The organism is Sphingomonas sp. MMS24-J45 (assembly GCF_044881195.1).
Lineage (GTDB): Bacteria > Pseudomonadota > Alphaproteobacteria > Sphingomonadales > Sphingomonadaceae > Sphingomonas.
Genome location: NZ_CP173255.1, coordinates 1,239,677 through 1,252,028, shown reverse-complemented (window position 1 = coordinate 1,252,028; position 12,352 = coordinate 1,239,677). Strand labels below are relative to the sequence as shown.

The following is a 12,352-nucleotide window of genomic DNA, read 5'->3' as shown; positions in this document are numbered from 1 at the left end:
GTCGCCGCGTTGCGTGTCTGCTTGTTCGATTGCATGTCTGGCCCCCGCGCTTGCGCGCCAAAAGAACGCTACAACGTGCCGATATCAAGCGCCGCCACGCCGCACAATCGTAACGCTTTCGTTCCGACTTTTTGATGACGGGCGGCTGGCCCGGCGACGATGCGGCAGGACGATGGGTATTTATCGCACGCAAACGGAAGGCGCGGGCTGCGACCGTTACGACGGACCGAGTTGGACGTAATATCCAGGATCTTGGGTTTCAGCGACATTGGCAGGCTTTTGGGTGGAGGCGAGGTCGCATTGGATGATTTGCGGCGTGTTCCACGCGCGCCGTGTGCGCTCGAGCGCAGGCACCCCCCGCGGTTGTTGATCGAATGTCATGCTAGCCCCCCGGTGGCGATAGTGCCGAATTTGGCGCCACCCGTCAGGGCGGTATCAGCTATTGTTGCATCGCACAATCGGAACGTTTGCGTATCGACCTGTTAACACGCTTTAGCGCGGGTACGGGGGGATGCCGCAGACGGATCGTTCGTCCCGGATCAGGAAAGGCCGATCGGATTCGAGAAGCCGCTGATCGCCTCGATCGTATCTCGGGGCTTCGCCGTCGCATCGAGCGTCGCGACGATGACCTCTGGGGTCGTCCAGCTGCGCCGGGTGCGGGATTCGTCCGACGGGCGAACAGGGCAATCCGCGGTAGTCGTCATAGTGGTCCTTCGATCGGGTGGTCAGGCTGCACCGGCGCCGCGGCGAAACGGCGGCAGCGCAGTGTCCATAATCGCTCGCGGATCGAAATCAACTCGGCAGTGGTCGCGCGTGGCGACCCTCAGCAGCAAGGATGGGTGCATGAAAATCTTCGGCTGGAAGGCCGGGCGTGCGGAGGCGCGTCCGGATTTGTCGCGTGGCTATGCCGCGCCCGCGACGGTGTTGCCGCGCACGTATGATGCGCAGGTGCGTGAGGGGTATATGGCCAACGCCATCACGCGGCGCGCGGTGCAGATCGTCGCGAGCGGGGTGAGCAGCGCGCCGCTGACCGGGGCGTCGCCCGCCGTGCTCACGCTGGTGCGCGCTCGCTCGGCGGGGCAGGCGCTGCTCGAAGTCGTCGCCTCGCACCTGCTGCTGCACGGCGATGCGTTCGTGCAATTCATGACCGATGAGACCGGCGCGCTGGTCGAGCTCTATGCGCTGCGGCCCGAGCGGGTGAGCGTGGAGACCGATGCGAGCGGCTGGCCCGTCGCGTATCGCTACCGCGTGGGCGATCGGAGTACGCGGCTGATCGCCGACCGGGTCCGGCCCGAGATCGTGCATATCAAGACCTTTCATCCGCTCAACGACCATTACGGCCTTGGCGGAATGAGCGCGGCGGCGAAGGCGGTGGCGCTGCACAATGCGGCGACCGCCTGGAACACGGGCCTGCTCGACAATGCGGCGCGGCCTTCGGGCGCGCTCGTCTACGATCCGGGCGATGGATCGACGCTGTCGCGCGAACAGTTCGAGCGGCTGCAGGGGCAAATGGACGAGACCTTCTCCGGCGCGCGCAACGCCGGGCGGCCGATGCTGCTGGAGGGCGGACTCAAGTGGCAGGCGCTGAGCCTGTCGCCCGCCGACATGGATTTCACCGGCATGAAGGCGGCGGCGGCGCGCGAGATCGCGACGAGCTTCGGCGTGCCGCCGATGCTGCTCGGCCTGCCGGGGGATGCGACCTATGCCAATTACAAGGAAGCCAATCGCGCCTTGTGGCGGGAGACGATCCTGCCGCTGGCCGACGCGATCCTGGGCACGCTGAGCCAGGCGCTGGGCGGATGGTTCGAGGATGCCGAGATCCGCGTCGACCTCGATCGCGTGCTGGCGCTGGCGGAGGACCGCGAGCGGTTGTGGGCGCAGGTCACGGCGGCAGATTTTCTCAGTCGTGAGGAGAAGCGGGCGATGCTTGGGATTGTCGAGCCCATAGCTGCCGGAGCAGGGGCATGAGCGCGGGGACGGGCGCCGTACTGGCGCAACTGATGGCGCAGGGGGCGAGCGAGGGCGCGGACCTGACGACACTGCGCGCGGTGGCCGAGGAAGCGGGCGAGCTGGCGGCGGCGCGCGCGCTGGCGCGGCTGGGGCTGGATGATCCGGCGGCGGCAAAGGACATGGCCGAGCTGCGCGAACTGCTCGCCGCATGGCGCGATGCGAAGAAATCGCTGTGGAAGGCGGTGCTGGGGTGGATCGTGCGGATTGGCTTGGCGCTGGTGCTGACCGGGCTGGCGGCGAAGCTGGGGTTCTGGGCGTGGGTGAAATGAGATCCCCGCGGCCCCCGGGGCTTCGCTTTGCGGGATATGCCGCCGTGTTCGATGCGGTCGATCGCGGCGGAGACGTGATCCGCGCCGGTGCGTTCGGGGATGCGCCCGCGCCAGTGCCGTTATTGTGGCATCACCACGGACAGCCGATCGGCGCGATCGAGCGGATTGCGCCCGATGCGCGGGGGCTTCGCGTGATCGGGCGGATCGACGATCCGCGCGTGGCGGGGCTGGTGCGTAAAGGTGCTGTGTCGGGGCTGTCGATCGGCTTCCGCGCGCGGGCGGCGGTGCGCGGACGCGTGCGCGAATTGACGGCGATCGAGCTGATCGAGGTGAGTGTGGTGACGCTGCCGATGCAACGCCAGGCGCGGGTGCTGGCGGTGGCTGGGTAGCGATCGAGAGGCTGTAGCTTTCGTTTGCAGCTGCTTCACCGGCCTTCACCGGGGAAGCGCATTGATTTGGGAAACGAGAGAATTTCTGGGCTCGGGCGGCGGTGTCGTCCGGGCGTTTTGCTGTGGGAGAATGCACATGAGCGACAACACGATCGATGCGCTGGAGGCGAGCTTTGGCGGTGCTGAGACGGCGGGGGCGGTGGTGCGGCCGATGCTGGCGGGGGCGCGGGAGCCGTCCGGCGCGGCGTTCGAAGGGTTTCTGCGCAATGGGGCGAGCGTCGAGCTGAAGGCGTTCACGGGCGTTTCCGGCGACAGCGGCGGCTACGCCATTCCGCGCGAGATCGATGCGCAGATCGATGCGACGCTGAAGAGCATCTCGCCGATCCGCGCCATCGCCAATGTCGTGACGGTCGGCACGGCGGGCTATCGCAAGCTGGTGACGACCGGCGGCACGCCGTCGGGCTGGGCGGCGGAGACGGCGGCGCGGCCGGAAACGGGCACCTCCACCTTCGTCGAGATCGCGCCGCCGATGGGCGAACTCTATGCCAATCCGTCGGCGAGCCAGGCGATGCTCGACGATGCGGCGTTCGACGTCGAGGCGTGGCTGGCGGGCGAAATCGCGATGGAATTCGCCAAGGCCGAGGGTGCGGCGTTCGTGAACGGCAGCGGCACCAACCGGCCCAAGGGTTTCCTGCAGGCGCCGACCGCGAACACGGCCGATGCGACGCGGCCGTTCGGCACGTTGCAATATCTGGCGAGCGGGGCGGCGGGGGATTTCGCGGCGAACCCGCAGGATAAACTGATCGACCTCGTGCAATCGCTGCGCGGGCCGTATCGCCAGGGCGCGGTGTTCGTGATGAATGCCGCGACGCTGGCGCGGATCCGCAAGTTCAAGACGACCGACGGGCAATTCCTGTGGACGCCGAGCCTGACGGCGGGCACGCCGGCGACGCTGCTCGGCTATCCGGTGATCGAGGCGGAGGACATGCCCGACATCGCGGCGAACAGCCTTTCGATCGCGTTCGGCAACTTCAAGGCGGGCTATCTGATCGCCGAGCGCGGCGAGACGGCGATCCTGCGCGATCCGTACACCAACAAGCCGTTCGTCAATTTCTACGCGACCAAGCGAGTCGGCGGCTGCGTGTCGAATTCGGAAGCGATCAAGCTTTTGAAGTTCGCCGCAAGCTGAGCCTCGGCTTGCGTAGCAAGACAAGGACTCAGCGCGGCCGGACGGCGGGGCAGCGCTAGCGCTGTCTCGTCCGACGGCTTTGCCGGCGGCGGCCCGGACCGAAACCGGGCGCACTTCCCCTCCCCAGCCCCTCCCCTGAAGGGGAGGGGAGATAGGAAAAATCATGGCAGACCAGTTTTCGAATTCCGCCGATCAGGTATCGGCCCCGGCGACACGCGCGGTGGCGGTGGTGCCGCATGACAGCAATCCGCTGACCGACATTCCCAAGGCGCTGTACGTCGGCACCGGCGGCGACATCACGATGCGCGGTGTGAACGGCAGCACCGACCAAGTCTGGAAGACGGTGGCGAGCGGCACGGTGCTGCCGTTCCGCGCGCAATATGTGCGCGCGACGGGCACGAGCGCCGCCGACATGCTGGCGCTCTACTGATGCACGCGATCGGATTCGGCGCGCGCTTTGCGGTCAATCGCGGTGTCAGGCCGAGTACGGTGTTCGATTTCTCGCGCGGCGTGCTGCCGGCCGGTGCGCGGCTGGCCCGTGCGAGCCCGGCGACATGCTACACTGCAAGCGGCGCGATCGTCAGCGTGGCGGCGGATGGCGCGCGGTTCGACCGGGATCCGGTGACGGGTGCGCTGCGCGGGCTGCTGATCGAGCCGGCCGCGACCAATCTGTTCGCGCGCAGCACCGATTGGAGCGATGGCTATTGGCTCAAGTCCGGCGTCGCCGCGAGCGCAAGCGTGTTGACCGAGACCACCATCAACGGCGCGCATTCGGTGCGGCAGGCGACGAGCGATATCAACTATGTGGCCGGGCAGGCGATCAGCGTCAGCCTGATCGCGGCGGAGCGCAGCGGATCGGCCAAGCGCTATCTCGCGATCACGCTCGGCACGGTGCCGGCGTTCAGCGGATCGAGCTTCGCGATCTTCGACCTCGCCAATGGCGCGGTCACGGTCGCGGCAAATTGCAACGCCGCGGCCACTCCGGCGGGCGGCGGGGCGTGGCTGTGCGTCGCATCGGCGACACCGGTTCAGGCGACGACGGGGCAACAAATCGTCGTTCGACTGAATGCGGCGTCAGGGGCGATCGCCAGCTATGTCGGCGATGGTACGAGCGGGTTGAGCGTTACGCACGTCCAGATCGAGGCGGGTGCGACCGCGACCTCGCGGATCGTGACCGGGGCGACGGCCGAAACCCGGGCAGCCGACGTGCTGACGCTCGATTGGCGATCCCGCGGCGTGTCCGATGGGGCGATCGGCGTGCGCTTCGGTTTCGACGACGGATCGAGCCAGGATACGAGCATGACCGTGGCGAGCGGGATCGCGACGGTGCCGGTGACCCTGGCGCGGCGCTGGATCACGCGCGTGCAGAAGATTTAGCGCAAACGGGGCGGAGAAACGACATGATCGAGGATCAGGGGCTGGGCGTGGTGACGCTCGGCGCGGAGGACCGTGCGCTGGCGGTGGCGGCGGTCAAGGCGATGCTGCGCGTGCAGCTGACCGACGAGGACGCGCTGATCGCGGCCTTTGCAGAGAGCGCGCTGGGACTGTGCGAGCAGTTCATCGGGCAGATCGCGATCCGGCGGACGCTGCGCCAGCCGATACCGGTGCGCGCCGGGTGGCAGCGGCTCGGGGCGGGGCCGGTGCGCGCGATTGCGGGGGTGGAGACGCTGGGCGGCGTGGCGCTGGCGGTCGCGGCCTATGCGATCGATGTGGATGCGGCGGGCGACGGCTGGGTGCGGGTCGGCGACGCGGGCGGAGACGCCCAGGTGGTGGCGGTGTTCGAGGCGGGGCTGGCGGCGGGCTGGAACGATTTGCCTGCGCCGCTGCGGCAAGGCGTGGTGCTGCTCGCGGCGTATCTGTTCGACGAACGCGATGCCAGCAGTGCGCCGCCGGCGGCGGTGACGGCGCTGTGGCGGCCGTTTCGGCGCATGACTCTAGGTGCGGCATGTTGAGCGGGCTGGAGGCGCGTGGGATTGCGGCAGCCGAGGCCGAGACTGCTCGCGCGCGCGAACGGGTGGCCGCGGCCTTGCGCATCGCCTTTCCCGGGGTGGAGGTGCTGGTGCAGGATGGCGACATCTATCTGTCGGGGCGGCTGGATCGCGATGATGCGCGATTGCGCTGGATCGGGAGCCAGTTGCTGTGAGCGGTGGGGAGAGCGGCGGGGGAAGCGCCGAGGCCGCAGTTCAGGCGGCGGCGCTGGCGGCGCTGCGCGGGGTGGTCGGGCTGAACGGGGTGTATCTCGCCCCGCCGGTCAAGGCGACGCCGCCTTATGCCGAGCTGGGCGATCTGTTGAGCGGCGATTGGAGCGTCAAGGACCGCGCCGGGCGAGAGCTGCGGCTGCTGGTCACGGTGCGCGATGCGGCGGAGAGCAATGCGCGGGTGCAAGCGCTTGTCGCAGCGGTTTGCGCGACGATCGAGGGGTTGCCGCGCGATCTTGACGGGTGGCGCGTGGCGAGCGTGGTGTTGGTGCGCAGTCGCGCTTCGGGCGGGCCGGTTGGACGGTGGAGCGGGGTCGTCGAATATCGGGTGCGGGTGCTGGCGGCGTGAGGCGAAGGCAGCATCAGCATGGGCCAAACCTGGCATTCCCCGGCGTGCGCGTGTCATAGGAATAGAAGGGCTTTGCCGCCCCACCCGCCGTTTCGCGGATGAGCATCGGCGTAGACTATTTGCGTTTGTATGGCGCGGTTGGCGACAGCGGCTCAGCCGCTACAGGTTATGGCAATATCCTTCGGTACATCCAAGGCGCGCCCGCTTTTTGCATGGGCGATGCACCGCATGTTTGATCAAGAAAGAGAGCAATCTCAAGCACATGTCAACCCGCCCCAGGGGACGGTGAAGGAGGTCGTGTGAGTGCGGTGGTCGAGTATCGGCTGCAGGTGCTCAGCACCTGAGCAGGCGCAATGGCGATCAGGACGGGCCGAACGCGAAGCCAGTAGGAGCAAATGTTTGTTCTGAGGAGGACGCGGACTTTTCGGTCTGATCAGCGTCGGCAAGGATCACGACGGGTGTGAACCAAGTGCGCTTATTACGGGTCGCCTGCATGCCTGAAGTGGGATTTTCCTGTGCCGTCGTGTGCATATCGATCCCCGGATGTTGTCTTACTTTGCGGTGCCGGTGGCAGGCAGATTGGCTCAACTAAGCATATTCGAAACCGTGTCAGTTCTCGGCGAAACGGAGGATGTATGAGTGCAGAACGGGGATCGGCCTTTTTGCTAAAGGTCGGGAATGGGGCGACGCCGGTCGCTTATCAGACGGTGGCGGGGCTGCGCACGACGCAGCTGAGCATCAATGGCGAGCTGGTCGCGATCACGTCGAAGGATTCGGGCGGGTGGCGCGAATTGCTGTCGGGGGCGGGCGTGCGCTCGGTCAGCGTATCGGGGGCGGGGATCTTTACCGGGTCCGCGGCCGAGGTGCGCATCAAGGGCAATGCGCTGTCCGGCGCGATCGACGATTACCGGTTGAGCTTTGAAAGCGGCGAGACGCTGTCGGGGCGCTTCCTGGTTACCAAGCTGGACTATGCCGGGGATTATAATGGCGAGCGATCGTACACGCTGAGCCTGGAGAGTTCCGGGCCGGTGGTGAGCGCGTGAACGGGGCTAATCCTGCGCCCAATCCGGCAAGGGGTGAGGCTTCGCTGCGGGTTGCGGGGGAGACGATCGTCTTGCGGCCGAGCTTCGCGGCGCTGGTTGCGGCGGAGCAGGAAGTGGGGCCGCTGTTCGCCTTGGTCGAACGCGCGGCGGCGGGGGCGCTGACGCTCGGCGAGATGGTGGCGCTGTTCTGGCATTGCCGGTTTGGCGCGCCTGAGGCTGTCACTCGGGAGCAGCTCGGCGAAGCGGTGGTCGCGGGCGGGTTGGCGGCGGCGACACCGGCGCTGCGCGTGCTGCTCGGACAGATTTTGGCGGGGCGGTGATGGAGGCTTTCGAGGCGACCGCCATCCGCCTCGCAGGCTTTGCGGGGGCGGCGCTGGGGTGGACGCCCGACGCTTTCTGGCGGGCCACGCCGGCGGAACTCACGGCGGTGGTGGCGGCGTTGCGGGGCGCGGATGATGCCATCGCGCCGCCCGATGCCGCGACATTCCAGAAATTGCAGGAGGCGTTTCCCGATGGATGAGGAAATCGAACGGCTGGTGGTGGCGGTGCGCGCCGATACCGCAGGCTTTGCGCGCGATGTCGATGCGATGCGGGCGAGCCTGGACGGGCCGCTGGGGGCGGGGGTCGATCGCGCGGGGCGGGCGATCGAGACGGCGCTGGGCAAGGCTTTGCGGACGGGAAGCTTCGGCTTCGAGGATTTGCGCAAGGTCGCGCTGTCGGTGCTGAACGACATTGCGGCGGCGGCAGTGCGCAGCGGATTGCAGGCGATCCTGGGCAGTGGCGGCGGGGGGCGCGGCGGGTCGGGCAGCGGGCTGCTGTCGATCCTGGGCAGCCTGTTCGGCGGGGCACCCGGCCGGGCGACCGGCGGGCCGGTATCGCCGCTGCGGCCCTATTGGGTCGGCGAGCGCGGGCCGGAGCTGTTCGTGCCGACTGCCAGCGGGAGCGTGGTGGCGGCGGGCGGCGGGGGCGCGCGGGATGTGCGCGTTTCGATCAGCATTCAAGGCGGGGGCGAGCCTTCGCAGGCGCTGGCTGCGTCTGGTCGGCAAGTGGCGCGCGCGGTGCGGGCGGCGTTGGCGGAGTGAACGCATGGTGCCTCCCCTTCCTGGAAGGGAGGGGATTGAGGGGTGGGTTGGTCTCAATAGGAACGCTGTTCTCACCTCATACCGACCCACCCCCAGCCCTCCCTTGCAGGGAGGGGAGGACCAAGCGGCGAGGCCGCGCGAATAGTATCGGGGCTCATGTCATGCCATTCTGGTTAGCTGACCAACGGACCGTGCAGACCGAAAGCACGATCTCACGCTTCGATCCGCGGTTCTGGACGGTGAATTTTCCGCGGCCGATGATGGCCGCCGTCACCACCGCGGCGCCCGATGCGCTGCGTGTCGATGCGGTGTTCTATACCGAAGGCGATCTTGCGGGGTTGATTTGGGAGGCGGAGGATCGCTTCGATCATCCATTGCTTCGCTATGAAACCGCGCGCGATTTTCGGGGGTGTCGCCTGGCGTTCCGGTGGCGATCAGGCGGCGTAATCGCGCTCGATGCGGTCAATGGCCCGGTGCTGACGATCGAGGGGCGCGATGCGGCGGGTGGGCCCCGTGCCTGGTATGTGCGGTTGTGGAATTATGCCGCGGGGTCGCCCGAGGATGCGGTCGTTTCGCTCGATTTCGCGCAGATCGACGGCGGGTTCCTGCTGCCGGGCGAGGCCGATCCGGTGTGGGCGGGGGATGTCGACCGGATGTTCGTGTCGCTGGTGCCGCCGGGGTTCGTGCCCGGCAGCAGCGTGCCGCTCGCCGCGCCGGTGAAGGCGTGGGCGGAGCTGACCGACATCGCTTGCGAGGGGCCGGGGGCGGTGCTGGCGATCGGCGATGTGGTGGTGCCTGAGCATGCGCTGGAGATCGCGAGTGGCTATGACGATTCGTACAATCTGACGCCCGCGCGCTTGCTGCGCAACGCGCTGCTGCTCGGGTATCGCGGTAGCATCGTCCATTATGTGGGCATGAGCCACTACATGCGGCTGGAGGCCAATTCCGGCGGCTTTTACGCGAGTTTGGCGGGCGGCGCGCTGAATGTCGCCGCAGCGGCGTGGCAGCGTGACTTTGCGGAACGCGCGAAGGCGCTGGGCTATGAGGTGATCTGGTCGCTCAGTTACGAACTGTTCGATGCGCATTGCTGGGGCGATTGGAAGCAGCGGGCGTGGGACGGATCGCCGGCGCTGACCGGGTGGGAGCCGCCCTCAACCTTGTTGTCGCCCGCATCGGCTGGGGCGATGGGGTATCTGCGGGCGGTGGCGGTCGAGCTGATCGGGATCGCGCTTGCGGCAGGGCTGGCGCCGAAGTTCCAGGTTGGCGAGCCGTGGTGGTGGGTGATGCCGCCCGATTCGAACGGAAACGCGCGGCCGTGCCTGTACGACGATGCCGCGCGGGCGGCGTTTGGGGGCAGTCCGGTCGAGATTGCCGATGTGGCGACGGTGATGACGGCGGCGCAAAAGGCGTTGCTCGATGCGGCGGGGGCGTTGCTGGCGGACTCGACGGCAGCGTTGGTCGCGGCGGTGAGGGCTGCGGCTCCCGCGGTCGAGACGCATTTGCTGGTCTATTTGCCGAGCGTGCTATCGAGCGATGCGCCCGAGGTGGCGCGGGCGAACGTGCCGCTCGGCTGGGCGGCGCCGGCGTTCGATGTGCTGCAGCTCGAGGATTATGATTACGTGACTGCGCGGAACGTCGCGGGGACGGCGCGTGCCGTCGCGGCGGCGCAGGCGCGGTTGGGCTATGCGACGGCGGATACGCATTATTTCTCGGGCTTCGTGTTGCGGCCCGATCAGGCAAGCCAGTGGCGCGCGATCGAGGCTGCGGCCGAGGCGGCGCGAGCGCGTGGTGTGGCGCGGAGCTTCGTCTGGGCTTTGCCGCAGGTGCTGCGCGACGGGTTCGTCCATTTCGATACCGAGGAGAGCGACGTGCAGGCGTTCGACGATGTGCTGTTTCCGCTGGCGCTGGGGCGCGAGGCGGAGGTGAGCCCGGAATTTTCGACCGCGATCGTGACGAGCGGGGGCGGGCATGAGGCGCGCAATGCGAGCTGGGCCGAGGCGCGGACGCGCTACGATGTCGGGCCGGGGGTGCGATCGGAGGCGGATATCGCGACGCTGCTCGCCTTCTTTCGCGCGCGGATGGGGCCGGCGCGGGGGTTCCGACTGCGCGATCCGTTCGATTTTTCGTCCGGCGGCGCGGTGCCGGGGGCGACCGATCAGGTGCTCGGCGTGGGCGACGGGGTGAACGTGCGCTTCGCTCTGGTGAAGGCATATGGCGAGATGCAGCGGCGGATTACCCGGCCGGTTGCGGGAAGCGTGCGCGTGGCGGTCGGCGGGGTAGAGACGTCGGCCTTTTCGGTCGTGGCGGGGGGATTCGTCGAGCTTGATACCCCGCCTGCGGTGGGGGTCGCGGTGAGCGCAGGGTTCCTGTTCGATGTCCCGGTGCGCTTTGCCGAGGATCGGTTGAGCGTCAATCGCGCGACCTTTCTGGCGGGGGCGGCGACGGCGGTGCCGCTCCTTGAGGTGCGGGAACTCTAAGCGGCGCGGCAGCTCCACCTTCCGTTCGCCCTGAGCTTGTCCAAGGGCCAGTGCGACAGGCTGAGCACGAACGGAACAGGGGCCTCCGACTGGCTTATCAGATTTCCAACCCATGCGGAGACGCATATGACCTTTCTCCAAGGCCCCCTGACCACGATCGCCTTGTGCTGGCGGATCGAGCGGCGCGATGGGGTGGCGATCGGGTTGACCGATCATGACCGGGATTTGCTGATCGACGGGCTGGTGCATCGCGCCGCGCCGGGGATGACGCCGTCGGCGATCAAACGTGGCGACGGGCTCGATGCCGATACGATGGATATTGCGGGCGCTCTGACCAGTGCGGCGATTGGCGAGCGCGATTTGCTCGCCGGGCGCTGGGACGGCGCGCGGGTGGCGTTGTTCGCAGTCGATTGGACGGGGGCGGAACCGGGTAAGGTCGCGCTGGGCGAGGGCGTCATCGGCGCGGTCGAGACCGACGGGCATTCGTTTACCGCCGAACTGCGCGGGAGTGCGGCGCTGCTAGAGCGGCCGGTGGTGGAGGCGACGTCGCCCGAATGTCGCGCGGAGCTGGGCGACCGGCGCTGCGGTGTCGCGATGGCGGGGCGGCGGCGGTTTGCGCGGGTGGTGGCCTGTGTCGATCGGGTGGTCACGATCGATGCGGTCGAGCCTGCCGGCAATGCTTATGGCGCGGGGCTGCTGCGCTGGATCGGTGGGGCGAATTCGGGGTTGGAAAGCGCCGTGTCGCAGTCCGACGGTGTGGCCGTGACGCTGCGCGCCGACCCCGTGCTGCCGGTGGCGGCGGGCGATCTGGTGGAGCTGATCGAGGGGTGCGACAAGAGTCTCGCCACGTGCGCGGCGCGGTTCGGCAATGCGGGGAATTTCCGCGGCGAGCCATATCTGCCGGGGATCGATCTGCTGACGCGGTATCCGGGCGCGTGACCGGAGCAGAGCGCGCGGTGGCGGCGGCGCGCGGGGCGGTGGGAACGCGGTTTCGCTTGCAGGGGCGTGATCCGGCCTATGGCCTGGATTGCGTCGGACTGGCGGCGCTGGCGATGCGGGCAGCGGGCTTCAGCTGGGTCGTGCCGGCGGATTACGCCTTGCGCGGCGGGAATGCGGCGGTGCTGGCGGCGCGGCTGGATGCGAGCGGGCTGGTGCGCGGCGACGCGCCCCGCCCGGGCGATCTCGCGCTGTTCGCGTGCGATGCGACGCAATTTCATATGGCGGTGATCGTGCCCGGCGGGATCGTCCATGCCGATGCTGGCCTTCGCCGCGTGGTCGAGCGACCGGGCGTGCCGCCGTGGCCGATGCTCGGCTGCTGGCGTGTGATCGGGGATTGAGGGAGCAGC

The 12,352-nt window shown here is 68.2% G+C and carries 17 protein-coding genes; 16 read left to right on the top strand and 1 reads right to left on the bottom strand.

Annotation, left to right across the window (positions count from 1 at the left end):
• Positions 1-539 precede the first annotated feature (539 nt).
• Positions 540-704 carry a hypothetical protein gene (locus AB5I39_RS06320; RefSeq protein ID WP_404372606.1) on the bottom strand — a complete coding sequence of 55 codons (165 nt, stop codon included), beginning with the start codon at positions 702-704 and terminating at the stop codon, positions 540-542.
• A 139-nt stretch (positions 705-843) separates the two neighbouring features.
• Here AB5I39_RS06320 and AB5I39_RS06315 point away from each other — a divergent pair, with 139 nt between their 5' ends.
• The 16 genes from AB5I39_RS06315 (at position 844) to AB5I39_RS06240 (ending at position 12,343) form a co-directional block, all read left to right on the top strand.
• On the top strand, positions 844-1,968 hold the full coding sequence (locus AB5I39_RS06315) for a phage portal protein (protein WP_404372603.1): 1,125 nt from the start codon (positions 844-846) through the stop codon (positions 1,966-1,968).
• Positions 1,965-2,279, top strand: a complete 315-nt coding sequence (locus AB5I39_RS06310) for a DUF6127 family protein (RefSeq protein WP_404372600.1) — start codon at positions 1,965-1,967, stop codon at positions 2,277-2,279. Before AB5I39_RS06315 ends, AB5I39_RS06310 begins: the two co-directional genes overlap by 4 nt.
• Complete coding sequence (locus tag AB5I39_RS06305) at positions 2,276-2,668, top strand: HK97 family phage prohead protease (protein ID WP_404372597.1); 393 nt, start codon at positions 2,276-2,278, stop codon at positions 2,666-2,668. Before AB5I39_RS06310 ends, AB5I39_RS06305 begins: the two co-directional genes overlap by 4 nt.
• Before the next feature lie 136 nt (positions 2,669-2,804).
• Complete coding sequence (locus AB5I39_RS06300) at positions 2,805-3,857, top strand: phage major capsid protein (protein WP_404372595.1); 1,053 nt, start codon at positions 2,805-2,807, stop codon at positions 3,855-3,857.
• Between the two features lie 163 nt (positions 3,858-4,020).
• Entirely contained in the window at positions 4,021-4,287 is a 267-nt protein-coding gene (locus tag AB5I39_RS06295; RefSeq protein ID WP_404372592.1) for a hypothetical protein, read from the top strand.
• On the top strand, positions 4,287-5,234 hold the full coding sequence (locus tag AB5I39_RS06290) for a hypothetical protein (RefSeq protein WP_404372590.1): 948 nt from the start codon (positions 4,287-4,289) through the stop codon (positions 5,232-5,234). Before AB5I39_RS06295 ends, AB5I39_RS06290 begins: the two co-directional genes overlap by 1 nt.
• A gap of 23 nt (positions 5,235-5,257) precedes the next feature.
• On the top strand, positions 5,258-5,809 hold the full coding sequence (locus AB5I39_RS06285) for a hypothetical protein (RefSeq protein WP_404372587.1): 552 nt from the start codon (positions 5,258-5,260) through the stop codon (positions 5,807-5,809).
• Complete coding sequence (locus AB5I39_RS06280; protein ID WP_404372584.1) at positions 5,803-6,000, top strand: hypothetical protein; 198 nt, start codon at positions 5,803-5,805, stop codon at positions 5,998-6,000. Before AB5I39_RS06285 ends, AB5I39_RS06280 begins: the two co-directional genes overlap by 7 nt.
• Positions 5,997-6,404, top strand: a complete 408-nt coding sequence (locus AB5I39_RS06275; RefSeq protein WP_404372581.1) for a DUF3168 domain-containing protein — start codon at positions 5,997-5,999, stop codon at positions 6,402-6,404. Before AB5I39_RS06280 ends, AB5I39_RS06275 begins: the two co-directional genes overlap by 4 nt.
• Positions 6,405-7,039: 635 nt before the next feature.
• Entirely contained in the window at positions 7,040-7,447 is a 408-nt protein-coding gene (locus AB5I39_RS06270) for a phage major tail protein, TP901-1 family (RefSeq protein ID WP_404372578.1), read from the top strand.
• A complete protein-coding gene (locus tag AB5I39_RS06265; RefSeq protein WP_404372575.1) occupies positions 7,444-7,767 on the top strand; it encodes a gene transfer agent family protein in 324 nt (107 codons plus the stop codon). The genes AB5I39_RS06270 and AB5I39_RS06265 overlap by 4 nt, the downstream gene beginning before the upstream one ends.
• Entirely contained in the window at positions 7,767-7,967 is a 201-nt protein-coding gene (locus AB5I39_RS06260; protein ID WP_404372572.1) for a phage tail assembly chaperone, read from the top strand. The genes AB5I39_RS06265 and AB5I39_RS06260 overlap by 1 nt, the downstream gene beginning before the upstream one ends.
• Positions 7,960-8,529, top strand: a complete 570-nt coding sequence (locus tag AB5I39_RS06255; RefSeq protein ID WP_404372569.1) for a tail tape measure protein — start codon at positions 7,960-7,962, stop codon at positions 8,527-8,529. Before AB5I39_RS06260 ends, AB5I39_RS06255 begins: the two co-directional genes overlap by 8 nt.
• 161 nt (positions 8,530-8,690) lie before the next feature.
• Positions 8,691-11,006, top strand: coding sequence for a DUF2460 domain-containing protein (locus AB5I39_RS06250; RefSeq protein ID WP_404372567.1), 2,316 nt, complete (start codon positions 8,691-8,693; stop codon positions 11,004-11,006).
• Between the two features lie 126 nt (positions 11,007-11,132).
• Complete coding sequence (locus tag AB5I39_RS06245; RefSeq protein WP_404372564.1) at positions 11,133-11,945, top strand: DUF2163 domain-containing protein; 813 nt, start codon at positions 11,133-11,135, stop codon at positions 11,943-11,945.
• Positions 11,942-12,343 carry a peptidoglycan endopeptidase gene (locus tag AB5I39_RS06240; RefSeq protein ID WP_404372561.1) on the top strand — a complete coding sequence of 134 codons (402 nt, stop codon included), beginning with the start codon at positions 11,942-11,944 and terminating at the stop codon, positions 12,341-12,343. Before AB5I39_RS06245 ends, AB5I39_RS06240 begins: the two co-directional genes overlap by 4 nt.
• Positions 12,344-12,352 lie beyond the last annotated feature (9 nt).